General features: G+C 37.5%; 15 protein-coding genes. 4 read left to right on the top strand and 11 right to left on the bottom strand.

Translation table 11 applies throughout. The features are described 5' to 3' along the window. Positions 1 to 24 precede the first annotated feature (24 nt). From DXB63_RS13935 to DXB63_RS13895, 8 genes are all read right to left on the bottom strand, one after another. Positions 25 to 780: a PoNi-like cognate immunity protein gene (locus DXB63_RS13935; protein ID WP_233522863.1), complete on the bottom strand. Its 756-nt coding sequence runs from the start codon at positions 778 to 780 to the stop codon at positions 25 to 27. Positions 781 to 855: 75 nt separating this feature from the next. Next, positions 856 to 1125, bottom strand: a complete 270-nt coding sequence (locus DXB63_RS13930) for a hypothetical protein (RefSeq protein ID WP_122127025.1) — start codon at positions 1123 to 1125, stop codon at positions 856 to 858. Positions 1126 to 1228: 103 nt separating this feature from the next. Further along, entirely contained in the window at positions 1229 to 1843 is a 615-nt protein-coding gene (locus DXB63_RS13925; protein WP_122127024.1) for a hypothetical protein, read from the bottom strand. 49 nt (positions 1844 to 1892) lie between these two features. Beyond that, complete coding sequence (locus tag DXB63_RS13920; RefSeq protein ID WP_122127023.1) at positions 1893 to 2537, bottom strand: hypothetical protein; 645 nt, start codon at positions 2535 to 2537, stop codon at positions 1893 to 1895. Positions 2538 to 2821: 284 nt separating this feature from the next. Further along, positions 2822 to 4042: a transposase gene (locus tag DXB63_RS13915; protein WP_122127022.1), complete on the bottom strand. Its 1221-nt coding sequence runs from the start codon at positions 4040 to 4042 to the stop codon at positions 2822 to 2824. A gap of 131 nt (positions 4043 to 4173) precedes the next feature. Beyond that, complete coding sequence (locus DXB63_RS13910) at positions 4174 to 5193, bottom strand: tyrosine-type recombinase/integrase (RefSeq protein WP_122127021.1); 1020 nt, start codon at positions 5191 to 5193, stop codon at positions 4174 to 4176. A 98-nt stretch (positions 5194 to 5291) separates the two neighbouring features. Then, complete coding sequence (locus DXB63_RS13905; protein ID WP_122127020.1) at positions 5292 to 5903, bottom strand: TetR/AcrR family transcriptional regulator; 612 nt, start codon at positions 5901 to 5903, stop codon at positions 5292 to 5294. Positions 5904 to 6395: 492 nt separating this feature from the next. Next, positions 6396 to 8531 carry a GAF domain-containing hybrid sensor histidine kinase/response regulator gene (locus DXB63_RS13895; RefSeq protein ID WP_122127019.1) on the bottom strand — a complete coding sequence of 712 codons (2136 nt, stop codon included), beginning with the start codon at positions 8529 to 8531 and terminating at the stop codon, positions 6396 to 6398. 874 nt (positions 8532 to 9405) lie between these two features. Between DXB63_RS13895 and DXB63_RS13890 the strand changes: the two genes are divergently transcribed. Next, on the top strand, positions 9406 to 10761 hold the full coding sequence (locus tag DXB63_RS13890) for an MATE family efflux transporter (RefSeq protein WP_122127018.1): 1356 nt from the start codon (positions 9406 to 9408) through the stop codon (positions 10759 to 10761). On the opposite strand, the gene DXB63_RS13885 is transcribed toward DXB63_RS13890, so the two are convergent. Next, positions 10742 to 12826: a KamA family radical SAM protein gene (locus tag DXB63_RS13885; RefSeq protein WP_122127017.1), complete on the bottom strand. Its 2085-nt coding sequence runs from the start codon at positions 12824 to 12826 to the stop codon at positions 10742 to 10744. The genes DXB63_RS13890 and DXB63_RS13885 overlap by 20 nt on opposite strands. Before the next feature lie 389 nt (positions 12827 to 13215). Between DXB63_RS13885 and DXB63_RS13880 the strand changes: the two genes are divergently transcribed. Together DXB63_RS13880 and mtgA are read left to right on the top strand one after the other, a co-directional pair. After that, complete coding sequence (locus DXB63_RS13880) at positions 13216 to 13905, top strand: OmpA family protein (RefSeq protein ID WP_122127016.1); 690 nt, start codon at positions 13216 to 13218, stop codon at positions 13903 to 13905. Positions 13906 to 14020: 115 nt separating this feature from the next. Beyond that, positions 14021 to 14740: a monofunctional biosynthetic peptidoglycan transglycosylase gene (mtgA, locus tag DXB63_RS13875; protein ID WP_178300695.1), complete on the top strand. Its 720-nt coding sequence runs from the start codon at positions 14021 to 14023 to the stop codon at positions 14738 to 14740. On the opposite strand, the gene DXB63_RS13870 is transcribed toward mtgA, so the two are convergent. Further along, entirely contained in the window at positions 14723 to 15574 is an 852-nt protein-coding gene (locus DXB63_RS13870) for an N-acetylmuramoyl-L-alanine amidase-like domain-containing protein (protein ID WP_122127014.1), read from the bottom strand. The two genes, mtgA and DXB63_RS13870, sit on opposite strands and share 18 nt — an antisense overlap. 118 nt (positions 15575 to 15692) lie before the next feature. Between DXB63_RS13870 and DXB63_RS13865 the strand changes: the two genes are divergently transcribed. Further along, positions 15693 to 16937, top strand: a complete 1245-nt coding sequence (locus tag DXB63_RS13865; RefSeq protein WP_122127013.1) for a DUF5103 domain-containing protein — start codon at positions 15693 to 15695, stop codon at positions 16935 to 16937. 55 nt (positions 16938 to 16992) lie between these two features. Here DXB63_RS13865 and DXB63_RS13860 read toward each other — a convergent pair whose 3' ends face one another. After that, a complete protein-coding gene (locus DXB63_RS13860) occupies positions 16993 to 18768 on the bottom strand; it encodes an oxaloacetate decarboxylase (protein ID WP_122127012.1) in 1776 nt (591 codons plus the stop codon). Positions 18769 to 19058 lie beyond the last annotated feature (290 nt).

Genomic DNA, 19058 nt, shown 5'->3' with positions numbered 1-19058 from the left:
ATCCTGCTTCGTTAACATCTCAATTTATTTCTCATTCCAATGTACCATATCATAAGGATAATATTGTACTTCTTTTAGACTGCTATCATCCAAACCGAGTATTTTCACTAATGCACCACTTTCAAAACTCCAATACCCAGAGTGCGCAAATATGTTTATCTTATGAATGTTATGCCAACCATAACCAGAATGACCTCTGTACCATTCTTGTGAAAGATATTTTTTTAATCTCTTTACACTTGACATCTTATCTTTCTCAGCGAACAAGACAATTTCCTTTGTTGCTGCATAAGGTCGAGGGAACAAAAAGTTACCGATATTTAGAGAAACATCAATTTTGCATATGTGATGAAGAAGATAATTTATTAGGAAATCATTTAGTTTATCCTTTTGAATAATCATTGCTAATTTATTGAATATAGTATCTTCCACGTCTAATAATATACCAATAGAAAGCATATTTACCATTAGGATATATCCGTTGTCTTTTTTCCATGCAATATCCATGAATGAAACGATTTCTTTATATAATGGTAATATCTTATCTATATTTTCTCCCATAGAATAAGTTGCAAGTAAATTATCATATTCATACATTAAAATTGTTTCATACTTATTCTGAATAACTTCGATGTTTGGCAAACTGTATAATTGAATACCCTTAACTTCACTGTTTTTTAAATTCTGTATGTCTTTTTTACAATCGTTGATAAATTCCGTTTGCATCCTAATAAGGGATAAAAAATTTTCTTTTGTACTCAACTTATCTCTTGCTTCCATATATGGTACACTGTTTTGATGTTAATGTTTGGCAGCTAATCGCCATTTAAGGCGATTGAGGTGCGTATTAGTAACCTAATTTTGAAGTTTATACAGTAAACCGTCCCGCAAGTTTTTCAAATGGGGATTATGTTTATCTTCGATATATTTCAAAACTTCCTCATTGCTTTTTTCCGTAATCCATAGAACAATACTATCACATAAATCATGAAAAAAAGTATCACATAAATCTTCATATAAGTCAATCATGTGGCACATTATTCTAATTGGATTATCGTCAAAGTTTGCTTCATACTCTTCCAGTATAGCTTTATATTTACTGTATGATTTTATATCTTCGTTCATACTATTTTCTTATTTCAATTTACAGGTTACTAATGGTTTAGCGGGGAACGCTGTTTAAGTGTTATCACGCTTTGTTAGCACCGTTTTCTCTATTCATATCAAATTACTCCGGATATATTTTTTGAGTTGTACCGTCACTCAATATTTCAAGGATTGAAATATCATCATACATTATTATGTAGTGACGCTCAAAATATGCATCTACCCAAACTTTTTGTGTTATACCGCAAATCCTATCATCTTGGTATGAATAGTAAAGTTCTTCATATTCGCTTCTATTACCAAAACTATAAGCACTCTTGATTTTATTATCTTCTATTTGAGCGATAGTAACTCTCTCTAATCTTGCATTTGTTTCGTTTTCAAATGCGCTACCAAAAGAGTATTGAATGGTTGAATCAGGAGAATAAAAATAGAATTTGTTAGAAACTATCCATTGACTATTCAAATCATTAAACGAATCATATTCGACACCATTAATAATTTGATTGTCGGTATTTAATAAATAACACTGTTTATTTACTCCCGGTTTAGATGCTTTTTTTAGAAATCTCCCCGGTTTATTCCCAAGTAACTCACTATAAAATGGTAGAATTGAATAAGGTGGAATTACACCTTGTCCCCATTTTGAAGCTACCCCTATTTTATTTGCTTCTTCTTTAAGGAACGCAAACTCTCTTTTATTACGCTCAAATAGTATTTCTAATTCTTTTTTCATATTCTTTGTAGTTGGTGCTAATGGTTTGGTGAGGGACAGCGTTAAGCTGTTATCTCGACCTTGTTAACAAAATATTATTCAGCGACATACAACTATCAATTAAGATATTCTTAAAGCAATCAAATATTAAATCTTGTATGTCAAATTGAAACATACGTTCTTTTTCTTCCGTTTTCAGAAGAATCGCTTTTCCATCAAAAGCAACCTTTTCAATAAGACTTTTCCGATAAGGACAAAATTCTTCAAGATACAAGTTGTTTTCCAACCTATTTATTGTAAGCGTATCTAATAATTCGTTAGTTTCAAGACTTCTTTTATAGACCTCTATTTCACTGATTACATCGTTTTCCACAATAATGACAATTCTATCCATATCTTCTTTGCGAATATGAAATTGTAGCTTTTGAAGAGTGGCAAACAATTTGTATATGTATTGATTGATAGTGTTATAGCAATCTAAGACAATATGACGTTCCTTTCTTCTGAAAACTGTATCAAGCTCTATTTTATCATTATTATCTGTGATTTTGACATTTTGGATTTTAGATAAAATAGGTTCTCCTAACGGATTATTGTCTATCTTAAAATCAAACGTATCAAAATTATAACACAATAGAGCATTAGTCAAAAAATACAATCGATGACTGAACGGATTGTATTCTAATTTGGTAATTTGATTTTTTATATGTTTCATATTTGCTGCTGATTTTTGTTAATGGCACGGAAATATGCACCGTTTAGGTGCTTAATTTTCATGTTCAAGACAGTTTTACCCGCCTTGCCTTGTTACATATTATATAGAACTTCAATTTTTAACTGTTGTTTCCGACAGAAAGAGGTGTGAAGTTCACGCTTACACCTTCCTTGTTTTATTACTGCTCTTATCTGTATTTCATTCATTTTTTGTTCTCCTTTCTTCTGTTTTATGGGATTTTTCTGTATTTGTTCACGGCAGGGCATAGCTATCCCATGTTGCTATCATGCCGCTTTTCGTCTGTGTATGTCGCAATGCTCCAATACAACCGTATATGTTGTGCCGCCACTTGCTACCGTTGTGTGACTGTAAACTCTCATTTGTCCGCAGCACTCGCAGAAATACGGGTTTTCATACTCGCTTTCTTCCTGCTGCAATTTAGTTTCCTCAATCTCGCTTTTATCCCGTCCGAAGTATTCTTCCGGCAAATTACCTTTGTTGGAGTAGAAGCCGTAATACCTCACGATGCGGAAGTAACGCAGGGGAACGTGTTGCAACAATCGGGGGAAGAACTCACGATAGTGCAATGTCAGTTCCTTTTCTACCGGATTTCTTCTGTCGGGCGAATTCAGGTAGTCACGATAACGGAATGAAATGTTTTCACCATCCATTGCCGTAATCTTATACTCACTCAAACACGCTCTTTTGGAATATCTGCCTACATATTGTATCACCTGCTCCGGCATTTGTATCGGCGGCTCCAAATGCACAATCCAATCCTTTTTGTTCGCCACCTTTTTGACGAAGCCCATAAACTCCATGCGGTCACGAAAATCATGTTCCAGTCTGCCCGCATCGAACAGTTCTATCAACGCATTTTCAAACTTGTAGCGGAACACCTTACAGATAGAGGGGATATGTACATAGTCACGTTCGGGAATGACAATCTTTCCGTTGCTGTCAATACCGCCCCACGACATAATCATGTGCGTGTGTACATGAAACTGCTTCGTTTCCCCGTAGGTATGTAACACAGCAATCACTCCTGTTTTCAAGCCGAACTTGTGCTGCATCCAGTCTTTAACAGTTTCAGCCGATGTGCGCATCAAGATATTCAATATTTCTTTCTTGTTGTGCTTCACCAAATCCAGTAATATATGCGGCAAGGTCATAACCACATGGCGGTGTGGCACTCGCAGCAACTTGTCTTTCATGCGTCCCGCCCATTTCAGCGTATCACGCCAACCGCATGACGGGCAGAAACGGTTCTTGCAGCTATGGTAGATTTCCCGTACTTCGCCACATTCGGGACAAGCATATGTATCTATGCCTAAAGCTGCTGTACGGCATACACGGATAGCGTTCACCGCCTTGTACTGTTCGGGGGTGATATACTCCGCCGGGTGCTGTGCATACTCGTCCCACCACCGATTGAAGAAATCCGATAAACGGTACTTCTTTGTATTGTAACTGGCTGTATATATGCTATTTAACAAATCTACCATATTAGTGAGTTTATTTTTGTTCGTCTTTGACTTGCTGATGTAAGTCGTTGATTTATAGTTGCTTTAGTTGTCTTGAATTATTCAATAACCACACCTTATGGTGTAGTTCCTAATCTCTAATAGGTCATAATCTAATCATCATCCAAACTATCCAACGGGTTTGGAACTTTGGCTTTGTAAGCATTAGACACGTGCAAATAAATTGAGGTCGTCTTTATATCGTTATGCCCCATAAGCTCCTGAATGGTTCTTAGGTCAGTCCCTTGTTCCAGCAGGTGAGTAGCGAAAGTGTGCCGAAGCATGTGCAAATGTACCCGGTGTTTTATTCCGGCTTTTCTTGCCGCATCTTTCAGTATTTTCACCAATGCACTGGGTGAATATTGTTCACCTACCTGTTCACCCTCAAAGAGCCACTTTTGCGGTCGGTACTCCTTGTAATAAGTTCTTAGTTCATTTAGTAGTTTTCCCGAAAGCAGGGAATACCTGAATTTCTTTCCTTTACCCACTATCCTAATCAACATCCGTTCACTGATAATGTCATTAGGGGTGAGGTTCAGAAGTTCACTGCGGCGCAGTCCGGCAGAGTAGATTAGTGAAATCATGCACCGATGTTTCCGGTTGGTTATCTGTGCAAAGATATTTTTCATTTCTTCCCGGCTCAATACTTCGGGCAAAGTCTTGTATTCTTTGGCACGGACTATGCCATCGTAATATTGTCGTTTGCCTTTTCTAACTTTTTCGTAATAGAACTTGATTGCGTTGATACGCATATTCTGTTGGGTAGCAGAAATATGTTTTTCTTTTACCATGTAGAGCATATAGGTATTTATATCCTCGTATCTTTTTTGTTCCAATAATTCCAAATAGCCTTTTGGCAGTATATATTCACGTTTAGGTTTGGGATGCCGTACATATACCCGACTATAATCGATATAGGCATGGGGAGAATAGCGGTCATAAAATGCAGGAAGCCGGAAAATGGATGCTGGCATATAGGCATAACTATTTGCATCTACCTTTATTTCGGTATCTTGGGCTAACAGCAAAGCAATAGCCTGACTGTTTGAATATTCTATCCGTATGCAGTCCTGCCCGTCCCTTTTTTCCTTGTACAAGACGATAGTTTCCCGTTGTTTCTGTACATTATCCATATTGCTAAAAATAGATTCATGCTCCAAAGATAAGAAAAACAACCAAAAGCGAACAGTCATTCGGTTTTTATTTTGCCGAAAACACTAAAAAATGAAAATCAGGCTTTTAGTAAGGAATAAATATAACGAAAATTACTCGCCAGTTCTTCCACATCAAGCCCGTTTAAGTAAGATTGCTCGTATGATAAGCCGAAGTACATTTGCCTGAACATGGTAGCAGCCCTTTTAACATCCGTACCAGGTCGTATTTCTCCGTTATCCTTTGCTTTCTGTATAATATTCATCCACAACTCATAATCCTGTGCAAAGAAACGCACAGTCTTTTCTTGTATATTGGGGTAATACATTCTAACCTGTGCAAAGAAGTGATAATAATAAAAATTAGGACTGCATCCATAAGGATTGTTACCATCATCCACAAGTTCACACAACCGCTTCATAGTAACAATTATCCCCTGTATGTACTGTTCGATAAACTCCGCCAGTGTACATTCGGTCTTGTTAAACTTGTTTTTCGGGTGATGTGTTTGAAATATGAACTTATCAACCACAGCCACAAACAAGTCTTGTTTGTGGGGGAAGTAATGAACAATGCCAGTTCTTGCCAACCCGCAGGCTTTGGCAATTTCCGTAAAGCTCGCTTTCTCATAGTTCATCTTCACAAAAACTTTAAATGCGTTTTCCAGCACTTCATCCCGGTTAGTTATCATATCGCATACTGATTTATATTTTCCAACCCCGAAAATACTATTTTATTGAATAGCTTACATAAAAACGAGCAATAGATTAACAAAAATAAATCGGCAAGCAACTTTAATAAATAGGAGAAAAGTTTTTCTAGGACAAGTGAAAGTTAGGTGCAAGGTGCAAGCATATATTTATATATATAGCTTGCACCTTGCACCTAAGTTGAAATATTAATAATCAAAGACTTGCATAATTCAAAACGAATGTGTACTTTTGAACCCAAGATACATGGAGACAGACATCCGCCAAAAGCGGACAGAAACATATAAAAAAGTCAGTGTCCAAATCGTACCCCCTCAAAGGGATAACGATAGTTAAAATATTGATATTTAGGACAGTGAACCGCATGGGTTAAAGACCCAGGCGGATCACCGAAAACAGAAGAAAAAAAATAAATCCCTGATAATATTTAATTATCAGGGATTTATTTTTCAGCTATATAATAAAGAGCCGGATCACATCGCTGTCCATTTACTGACTACCTTACGCAGTTCTGGCGGAGAAATGGGTTTAGTAAGAAAATCGTTACACCCTGCACCAAAAGCTAATTTCTTATCATTATCATAAGCGAATGCTGTAAGCGCAATAATGGGAACTTGAGTACCCGTTTTTCTTAATATAATAGTTGCATCTATTCCCCCCATATCCGGCATCTTCATGTCCATAAGCACAAGGTCAGGAGTCTGAGCCTTGAAAAGTTCTATAGCCTCATTACCATCGTGCGCTCTCAATAGGCGATAATCTCCCTTTAGCAATGCCTCAATCAACAAGTAATTACTATCTATATCTTCAGCGACCAGAATCAAAGGCTTATAGTCACTTAGGATGCTTTTTGAAATTGAAATAGGGTTATCTCCCATTCCTACTTCCAATATAGATTGGGGACCGGGTGTGTAGGGATGCGTGAACCAAAAGCATGAACCTTCTCCCTCTTGAGACTCAACTCCAATCTTTCCTCCCATCCGCTCGACCAAGCTCTGGCATATTGATAACCCAAGGCCTGCACCTTGTATGAATGAATCAAGTTTTACGAAACGATTGAATACCTCACTCTGCTTTTCAGCAGGAATACCCTTACCTGTATCCGTCACACAGAAACGTACTTGATTATCATCTTCCAAAGAATAAGAAAGAGTAATCGAGCCCTCAGTAGTAAATTTCAAGGCATTGGCCATGAAATTAGAAAGCACTTGTGTAATTCGGCTTCTATCACCGTTGATCATTATCTGTGGTGAATTTTCGTCAAAACGTAACTCAACTGCCCCTTCATAAGTTTTATGTGAGAAAGTAGTGATAATCTCTTGGCAAAGTTGAGACACATCCAACCATGCCTTGGTGAACTCTATCGTTCCGGCCTCTATCTTAGATATATCCAAAATATCAGAAATAAGATTGAGCAGCAGATCATTGTTTTTCTGCACTATAGATATGTATGAACGTCGTTCTTCCATATCGTCGGCTTCGGCAAGTAAGCTAGAGAAGCCCACGATAGCATTAAGAGGGGTGCATATTTCGTGACTCATATTGGCAAGGAATGCCGATTTAAGTCTATCTGACTCTTCGGCTTTTTCCTTAGCCTGAATCAATTCAAACTCCACTTGTTTACGAGTAGTAATATCGGTAGCCAATTCCATGATTGCCCACCGTCCGTCAAGCCATCTAAGCACCGTACTCTGAATGGTATACCAACGATTCGTAGAAGGATTATAGTCTTCCCAAAAATGGACACCTGTCGGTTTACGATCAGCATCGAGCAAATGTGGCTTAGGACAATGCTTGCACACACCATCAAGTCCTGCATTCAACATTCTCCAGCATTCCGCATTATCCGGAACTTGTCCGGCTTCCTCTCTAAAAGGTTTATTTGTAAAAAGCACTTTCAATAAATCATAATCGCAAACGAATATATTGGTATTAATATTATCCAATACCTTCTGCATCGTTCGCTGTGACTGATGCAAAGATGTCTCGACTTGCCAACGCTTTGTAGCAGTAGATACAATTTGTGATATCTGACTCATCAGTTCCACATCCTTTTCATCCCACTGCTTATTCCAACAGAAGTTAAAAGAAAGGAAACCGAAATGTACACCCAATTGTGACAACGGAAAGACGGCAATGGCTTTTACACCCTGAACTTCCAGCATTTGCGTGATAAAAGGATCAAGTGAATAGATATCGGATGTACAGATGATATTGTCCTTCTCAAGCATATCAAACCAAGGTTTTCCCGCTTCAATAGTCATACTCCTCAAGTAATCTATTGCAGGCTCAATACCCTCATTACACCATTCATAGGTACAACCGTACGTAACGCCATCAAGATGATTTTCCCATGTCGCTAAACGGTCAACACCGGTATAACGACCTATTTCAGCAAGTGCCATATTCATGGCCTTGGGTATATCTGCTTCCAACTGCAGTATTTGCAATACTTTGATGAACAAAGCCTGACGGCGGTTGGTTGCTTCCAGATCTTCTTGGATGGCTATCAGGTCTTTGGATTTTTCTTCGACCATCTGTTCGAGCCGAGTACGGTACTGTTCCAGTTCAATGTCTACCCGTTTTTGTTCAGAATCAGAAAGTTTCATATTTGAATAATTTTAGTTAATGCTAGTAAACCGAATAAAGAAATGACTCGGATTCAGCCGAGATGCGTCTCCATATTCTGCAAATATATATATTTATTTTATAAACAGAAAATTTTTCTTCAAAACGGTATTCTTATAAAAACCGAATATTATAAGATTTATGAAAGCATTTATGGGATAATAGCCCCTTTATTCATACGTTATCCATACTTTTATTATCAATTTCTTTATAGCCGTATTTTTCGGATTTCAATGTCTAGTTTTTTAAAAGATTCCAGTACTTTAACATAATAAACTGCATGGAGAAATCAAATAAAACCATAAAATGGAATATTAATGACTCACCCGATAACTATTGGAAAAAGCATAAATCAACCTTTTCATAGAATCATGTATTGATCCATTTTAGTTCATCTACTTGTTGGCAGATAATACCTGTTATTCAGCATACGGTCCTTTGTTTGCAAACGATAGGAGTTTGTGAACAAACGACCGTACCTTTGTATTCAATCGACCGTATGTTTGTTTTCAAACGTCCTTATGTCTTTTTTCATAGCATTATTCTTTGAAATCAGCCGATTTACCTATTCAATATGTTCAATGAGATTCTGGTTCCACATCATTTGTTTCATATGATATAGAGAATTTCCCAAATAGAATAAAAAGAACAAGCTCAACAGTAGCATTAGCACACTGATAATCATAAAATTGTTTCTTTCTTCTTTCATTTCATTATTTTCCATACGTCTTTTTTTAAAGTTATCCAAAAGTAATCTACTCCCTTTAAGTTCATCTTACAAACAAATTACAAATATGTTATATTATTCATTACGGAAATATTGATTATTTTTGCACTTCATTTATACAATGACCAATGCAGGGAACCAAGAATCTAACGAAAGGTCCGATATTAAAACAACTATTTAATTTGGCAATGCCTATTATGGCTACCTCCTTCATTCAAATGGCATACAGCTTAACGGATATGGCATGGGTAGGTCGTATAGGTAGTGAGGCCGTAGCTGCTGTTGGTTCCGTTGGAATATTGACATGGATGTCTGGATCCATTTCTTTATTAAACAAAGTTGGCTCTGAAGTAAGTGTAGGTCAGGCAATCGGATCTCAAAATGAAAAAGCAGCAAAAGCATTCGCTTCTCATAACATAACGATTTCCCTGCTTATTTCCATTTGCTGGGCTGCTCTCCTATTCTCATTTGCCCGGCCGATTATCAATATCTATCAACTGAAAGCTGATATATCCGTTAACGCAGTTGAGTATCTGCGAATTATTTCCACGGCATTGCCTTTTGTCTTCCTATCCGCGACCTTTACCGGAATATACAATGCTTCGGGAAGAAGCAAAACACCTTTTGTCATCAGTGGTATCGGATTGATTATGAACATGATATTCGATCCTTTATTTATCTTTGTTTTCCACTGGGGGACCATAGGGGCAGCTGTTGCAACATGGGTATCCCAAGCCTGCGTTTTTGTTTTATTTCTCTATCAATTAAAATATAGGAAAACGTTATTGGGAGGATTCCCATTTATAACCCGGTTACAAAAGAAATATTCCAAACAGATTTTTAAGATCGGACTTCCCGTTGCCATACTTAATACACTATTTGCTTTTGTCAATATGTTCATGGGACGCCTGGCCTCTGAACAAGGAGGACATATCGGATTAATGACGCTCACTACCGGAGGACAAATTGAAGCTATTACTTGGAATACGTCGCAAGGATTCTCTACTGCTCTTGGTGCTTTTATTGCCCAAAACTATGCGGCACGACAGAATATACGTATTATAAAAGCATATAAGACAACGCTTTGGATGACTTCTATTTTCGGAACATTATGTACTCTCCTTTTTGTATTTTACGGGAAAGAAGTTTTTTCCATATTTGTTCCGGAAACGGAAGCCTATCTTGCCGGAGGAGTATATATGAGAATTTCCGGGTATTCTCAACTGTTCATGATGCTGGAGATTACGACTCAAGGTATGTTTTACGGAACGGGCCGTACGATACCACCTGCCATTATCAGTATTTCGTGCAACTATTTGAGAATTCCGTTAGCCCTTTTGTTTGTATCAATAGGTATGGGAATATCCGGAATATGGTGGTCTATCAGCATCACAAGTATCATGAAGGGAATTATAGCCTCTTTATGGTTTACTATTATTAAGCGCAAGATACTGACAACACCACTCAGTCAAGTCGTAGATTAGTCATTTTTTCCGTAGTCTTAAAATCAAAAGGAGGATATTCATAGACTTTAAAACGAGGTTCCGTCACTCCCTTAGAATAATCCCAAATGGAAGTATATTCCTCTACATCCTCTCCCATAGATGCCAACTGTGATAAATAAGCTGCAATAGACTTATTTTCAACAATATATACTTCTCCCATCCGGTCTATAATCGGACTATGCTTCCTTCCTCTGTCATGTTCAAATTTTAATATGCGTTTTCCTTCTTCAGTAATCCCTACTGTAGTAAAAGTCATACTTTTACCTATTGCCGGTAAATTAAGGACATTTCTGTCCGTCGCAACAAAAGGCAATTGATTCTCCTTCAAAAAACGATTCATACTTTCAGATAATAACCTTTTGCCCTGTACTGCCGTCAAAAGTTCTTCTTCTTTTTCCGAGGGAACAAGACCAAATATTTTCTCTTCTTTAGCCTCTTGCATCGAACGACTATTGGGAGCAAACATGGCATAATTCTCCTCAAAGCCTTTTACGGAAAAAGTATAATATCCAATAACTCCTACTGAATTCAAAACTTGTCTCAGTTTGGCCGTATGTCCTCTACGGGAAGCAGCTACCGTATAAACCAATTGATTAGTAATAATCCAACCTGCGGAAAGAATACTTTTTATTGCTCTTTTAGCTTCGGGAGTAACTTCTAACGGAGATTGAAAATGGGTCTGAATAATAAAAGATTTCACTCCTATGGCAGAGGCTTTTTCCTTAAATTCTTTCAAGATAGAAACTAATTCTTCATTGACACGCAATGGCAAATAAGCTAATAATCTTGTACCTAAACGCACTCTTTGCAATTCTGCAAACTTTTCTCCATCGGGACGTCCTTCATTAGCTTTCTTCTTACGCAATGCCATTTTATAAACAGCTTCAAGTATATTACGTAATGTCTTATTTTGGCTCATCAACGCATCACCACCTGTTATCAAGATGTCTCTCAACTGCGTGTCTTCCTCAAAATAATGCATCAACCTTCTCAGTTTCTTATCCCATGTTTCTTTGGGCTTCAAAGATTCGAAATCAAAATTCAGGCGTTCGCTTTGAAAGTCATACATACGCTGACAAGAAGCGCATAATCCACCACAAGCCCGTCCCATCGAATCCGGAATTAAAATGGCCACATCCGGATAACGACGATGAATATTATGTCCTTCCGGTAATAACCAACCAGCGGCATTCGGTTCTCCCCCAACAACTATATCCTCTTTTTCCCAAGCACGAATCTGACCATACGTCTCAACCAGATTGCGGGAATAGACGATATAGGTACGTATAGTGGAGTCATCAAACCCTTCATTCTCAATATTTAATAATGACAAATAATACGGAGTTACAAAAAACGGTATTCCTTTTTTACGTGCAGAAATCAATATAGACATTGTTTCAGCGGACAAAGATTCACCTAAAAACCAATTTAATTCCGTAGGGCTTTTTATCGCCATAGCCAAATGAAAACGTGCTTCATTCCACCATTTCAACACGATGGAATACTTCTCTTCATAACAAATCCCCTCCGGGAAAAGATATTTGGAGTGTGGGCTTGTTCTACGTTCTATTTTCTTTATAAGACAACAAATAATCCGATCTTTACTTTTTTCTCTTATTCCCATCACTTCTCCATCCAATCCGGTTTCCCATCGTCTCATCCATCGCTTTAATAATTTCTTATCCGGAACTATATAAAAAGGATTTTCCATTTGTGAGAACAAATGATAGAAATCAAGTAATATATCTGTAGTAATACTGTCTGATAAGTTACCTTTCAAGAAGTTCCATAAATGGGCAAATGAATTGATATCTAATTGCTTACCCATAGAAAGTTCATAAACAGATTTTCCTTCATAATCAAGCATAATTAAAATCTGCTCCGCCGCCGGATTATCTTTATTCTTTATATAGCTACGTAATTCCTCCGTAAATTGCGTTATATCAGTACATCCTGTAGCTAATGCTACCAACCAGGGAAAATTCCTATTATACACTTTTCTCAATTGAGATGTGGTATAATTCAATAAATTGCTCTCATTCATAAGCTCAATCTTGAATCTAAATTAATACTATGTCTATATCAAAAACTAACCAGAATAAGGAAAGTTTAAAAAGAATCTCTCACAAGAGATTTACAATAAAAGTCGTCTTACACGCGTGAATTTTAAAAATATGCTTGAGTAGCATATTTGCAAATATAAAAAATAAATCGCGAATAGACAATACTTTATAACTACTTATTAAAATTATTCATTGAAATATCAACCCTTTTATAATAAAATGCCATATATAATATTAAGTATTGTAACAACTATGAACAATCTATATAAAATAAAATTATATCAAGCTATACAAGGAGTTATTAACATCACTATCTTTGTGCTGTTTTTACTCTGAAATACTAATTATCACAATTTAAACGTATGATAATATGAAAAAGATTAAAACATTATCGATTATTTTAAGCGCAGCTATACTATTAGCCAGCTGCGGAATGACCAATACTGCCAAAGGCGGTATGATTGGTGGAGGAGGCGGTGCAGCAGTGGGAGCCGGCATCGGAGCACTTTTTGGAAAAGGTAAAGGGGCAGCGATAGGAGCAGCAATCGGCACAGCAATCGGTGCTACAACAGGAGTACTCATAGGTAAAAAGATGGATAAAGCTGCCGCACAGGCAAAAGCCATAGAAGGTGCTCAAGTGCAGGAGATTACCGATTCCAACGGCCTTCAAGCCGTAAAAGTAACTTTTGATTCGGGTATTCTGTTCGGATTTAACTCCAGTACATTGAGTACCAACGCAAAGAACTCATTATCCCGTTTTGCCAATATTCTAAAAGAAAACCCGACCATGGACATTGCTATATACGGATATACAGATAATGTCGGTACTTTTGAAGCCAATCAAACTGTTTCTACCAGACGTGCACAAGCCGTTGAAAACTATTTAAGAAGTATGGGAGTATCCGGCAGTCAATTCAAATATGTTGAAGGGAAAGGCTGGAGTGATCCTGTTGCAAGTAATGAAACCGAGGTTGGACGCGCGCAAAACAGACGGGTAGAAATATACATGTATGCCAGCGAACAAATGATCAAAGATGCCGAAGCTGAAGCCAATGGATAAAACAGAACTTCATTCAAATATTTAATTTAATAAATCGTTTTGCCAAGGAGTTAGCAATATCCTCCGTGATAAAACGATTTATAATTGTAAAAGCACATTCAAGATATATAGAACAATGTTCAAAAAGATTCTACGATTTATAAGAAACCTATTACTATTTTTTTTCCTTTCAACGATATTAGCAGTTATAGCCTATCGCTTTATTCCTGTCTATATCACTCCACTTATGGCAATTCGTTGCACCGAGCAGATTATACACGGAGAAAAACCTAGTCTAAAACACGCGTGGGTTCCTCTCAATGAGATATCAAAACAGTTACCAATGGCAGTCATCGCATCAGAAGATAACCGCTTTGCCACTCACAATGGATTTGATTTCGTTGAAATACAAAAAGCAGTAAAAGAAAACGAGAATCGAAAAAAGAAACGAGGGGCCAGTACAATCAGCCAGCAAACTGCCAAGAATGTTTTCCTATGGCCCAAATCATCATGGGTGCGAAAAGGATTTGAGGTTTACTTCACAGTATTAATCGAATTATGCTGGTCTAAAGAACGCATCATGGAAGTATACCTCAATTCCATTGAAATGGGAAAAGGTATTTATGGTGCACAAGCCGTTGCCAAATACCACTTCAATACAACAGCCCAAAAACTAACAGCAGGACAATGCGCTTTAATTGCCGCTTCGTTACCCAATCCGATCCGTTTCAATTCCGGTAAACCTACACCTTATTTACTAAAACGACAACAACAAATATTAAGACTGATGAAACTAATCGAACCATTCCCACCGATGGAACAAAAGCCGAAAAACAAATCAAAGAGACATCATTAAAACTCGTATTCCTGATACCTGCTTTTGTCTTCGTAGATATTCTTCCAAAGAAAGCGGATCTATCAGAACTTTCTTATACACAGATGAAGCATGTAATAAATGTATCTTACCCTTATAACGAACGGCAAATCCCAAATGAGAGACATCAAGTCCTTCAATCGCCGTTGTCAATGCAACGATACTTCCATCTGCTATCTTATCCAATATTTTCGAGAATTCCGATAATTCTTTTGGTATGGACACCACCGCCAAACGAGATAAACGCCGCTCCTGTTCCTTTATTTTCTGCAAATTTGCAGGATTATCTTTTAAACGTGGATAGTCAGAGCAATGTGAAGACATGTAATTTAGATTTGGAGTTTCTATACAAAGCTTTTCGCTCAACTCATCGGAAACATCCAAAATCAGCTCTTTATTCTGATTATCCTGGGCCCAATCCGTAAAATAATGGAGACGTGAACAATAGCCGTCTACTACTCCATCACGATACCTGATTTTACGTAATGCGGACACAAAACCATTAAAATCGGCATTCACTTCCTTACTTGCCAAAGTCAATGCCAAGACTGTTTCTACAAACGTTGTACAATCCAGTTCTCTCAAATTTATAGTTAACCGTTCCTCTTTCTCCTGCTCTAAAGTTCCCGCTTTATAAGGGACGTCTATAAAATGTTTTGCAAAAAAAAGGACACGACTTTCTGTAGGTTCCAAGTTCTTTCCTTTATCTAAAAGGCTGACAATCTCAAGACTATCTCTTTTCAGATAATTTATTTCATCAGCCCACGACAAAACAGGCAGACATAAACAAACCCATAAGAAGAATCTTCTCTGCATATACAATTCCTAATCCTTTTATCTGTAAATATACTATATTTATTGAATAAATTGAGGCTTTTCACATAATATACATAATCTTTTTGCCTACATTTGTGTTTTAATAAACAAAAAGCTTATGAGAACCTATATCACGATATTCTTATTATCTTTTACCCTTTTTATGGCAAAAGCCCAGCGTAATGAGATTCTGGTACCGGACGTAAAAACAATACAGGTCATTGCCAACGGAGACTGGATGGCCCCTCCCATTGTGAGTTTAAATCCGGAAGATTACCTCGAAATATCTTTTGATGAGCTAACCCATCAATATCACCGCTATATTTATAAAATAACACATTGCAATGCAGACTGGAGTCCCTCAGGTCTTTCGGAAATCGAATACCTGAACGGATTTAACAACAATACGATAGATGACTATAAGAATTCATTCAATACTACCATGCAATATACGCATTACAAGCTTTTTCTGCCCAATGACGACGTTCAGATTACAGCTTCAGGCAATTATATATTGACCGTTTATGACGACAATGAAAATGACAAGCCAATTCTTAACGCCTGTTTTTCTGTTATCGAAAAACAAGTAGGTGTCTCAGCAACAGTAAGCAGTAACACAGATATTGACACAAATGCATCGCATCAACAGGTAAGTTTCAACATAAACTATAGCGGATACAGTATCAGTAATCCTTTCAACGAATTAAAAGTACAAGTATTCCAAAATCAGCGATGGGACAATATGGTAACGAATATTACTCCGACCTACCAATCTCCCGGATTATTACAGTATGTCCACAACCAAAACCTTATATTTGATGCAGGCAATGAATACCGCCGTTTTGAAATAACAAACGTGCACTATGCCACACAAGGTGTAGACTATATTCGTTTCTTTGATCCTTACTACCATGCTGTTCTGTTTCCTGATGAAGCTAGAAGAAATTACAGTTTTGATGTAGATCAGAATGGAAGATTTTATATCCGTTATAACCTTGCCGAAGACAATGAAACCGAAGCTGATTACCTATTTGTGCATTTTACATTGGATTGGGAAGAACCTCTGACGGGAGGTAATTTCTATCTACAAGGAGAATTTACCAATGACAGATTTATTCCTTCCTACAAGCTGACTTACAATCCTGAAGCACATGCTTACGAAAGTGTACAATTGCTAAAACAGGGAGCATATAATTATATGTATTTATTTGTTCCGGACGGAAGCACAAAAGGCGAGACAGGACCGGCTGCAGGAAACTTTTATGAGACGGAAAACGAATATATGATATTAGTATATCATCGCCCCTTCGGTGGGAGATACGATAAGCTTGTAGGAATGCAAACGGTCAAATTTCAACAATAAATAATATAATAAAGGGAAGATTCCAATTACCAATGAAATCCTCCCCTTCTATATTTTAAGCAAATATTTCGCTCCGCTCAATATATGCAATCACATCGCCCTTATTAAGGATAGCGCCCTGTTTGGCACAAACTTCAACGATACGTCCGGTGAATCCTGTTATCACTTTCTCATATTCACCCCATGGAGTAGAAAGATAACAGAACACTTCGTCATGCTGGTATTTACGTCCGATGAACGGTTCTGTAGAAGGACCTTCAACTGCAACTTCCCAAAGTACCTGACCTTTGGAAGGAGCAACAATAGGATCGGCCTTAGCACGCTTAACTTTCTTTATTTCTTCTTCAGAGAATCCATTCTTCGCCATTGCCGCATCTTTGGCATGTTGCAAATCATCCTCAAAACGTTTTTTAGCTACACCAGATTTATAGTCGCGGTATTGACGGTCATGCATAGCCAATTCAAACAATTCTTCATTGTCCGGGCCATATTCCCAACCGTTTTCATCCATTTCCTTCTTGTAAGTATCAAGTTCATCCGGATAATTCAATTGCGGGTCTGTATCCGTAAATTCATATCCTTTAGATTTTGCCAGCTCTACAATCTCAGGAGCAAGTTCTCCCGGTAAACGTCCGCTCTTTCCCAAAATCATATCCCAAGTATGATTATCAATCATTGTCCAACGTTCTTCTCCTTTTATTAATTGCATCACATTCATCAACGATACATTCTTCACGTATTGGCTGAAAGGAGTAACTAATGGAGGATAACCCAACTTCGGCCATACATAGGCAACTTCATCAAACAACATCACCAATAAGTCATCAAGACTCATAGGCGGTTTGTTTTGACCTTTCAATATCAAATTTATACCGGAATGAACGCCTTTCAAGTCTGCCATCATCGACCCCATCATACCTCCCGGAAGTCCGCATCCAAGTAATAAGGAAGACATATGTTTATTAGTCGGGTCCATAAAGTAACCTAAGAAGTCATCTATAAATTCTTGAGTCAAGCTACGGGCTTTCATATATGCTTTCATATTAATCTCCGGCACTTGGAAACCTGCATCTTTCAACATCGCTTGAACGGAGATCACGTCCGGATGGACTTTTCCCCATGACATAGGCTCCATTGCCACATCTATAATATCCGCACCGTTCTCACAAACTTCAAGAATAGAAGCCATCGACAATCCGGGACCGGAGTGTCCGTGATACTGGATGATTACCTCCGGATGTTTCTCTTTGATAGACTTTGTTAGCCTACCCAACATTGCCGGACGACCGATTCCTGCCATATCCTTTAAGCAGATTTCCGGTGCTCCCGCCTCAATCAACTTATCGGCAACCGCTGAATAATATTCTACTGTGTGCACCGGTGAGAACGTAATACACAGAGTAGCCTGCGGAATCATTCCGGCTTCCAATGCATATTTTATGGAAGGTATGATGTTTCTTACTTCATTTAATCCACAAAATATACGTGTAATATCCACTCCCTGTGCTTTTTTAACCTTATACATAAGTTTACGCACATCTGCGGGAACAGGATACATACGAAGTGCATTCAAACCACGATCAAGCATATGCGTCTGTATCCCCGCTTCATTAAACGGTTTGGTAAAAGTACGCACGGCTTTATTGGGGTTTTCTCCATAAAGCAGATTCACTTGCTCAAATGCTCCACCGTTTGTTTCCACCCGGGCAAAACATCCCATTTCAATAATTACAGGTGCTATACGTGCCAATTGGTCAGCTCTAGGCTGGTACTTTCCTGAAGATTGCCACATGTCTCGGTAAACAAGACTGAATTTGATTTCCTTTTTCATAATCGTATAAAGGTCTAAAAGGTAACAAAGAACAAGGTTAAAAACATTCTTCTACAAATATAGCAAAACACAAACAACAATTCATCTAAAAATGCTATATTTTTCACCGTAATATTAATGTTTTATATCATATTGTCAAAAAAGAATCTTTTGCACTAGGATTTTTGATTAATATTTATAACTTTGTAACTTGAAGAAATATGGTTGGCATCTTCCCCTTATTACAATAAAAAAAGAGCAAATCGAAATCACTTCGACTTACTCCTTATCACAACAAAATACTACTATTA

It is taken from the genome of Bacteroides sp. OM05-12 (genome assembly GCF_003438995.1).
Classification (GTDB): domain Bacteria; phylum Bacteroidota; class Bacteroidia; order Bacteroidales; family Bacteroidaceae; genus Bacteroides.
This window is presented reverse-complemented; position numbering and strand designations above follow the sequence as displayed.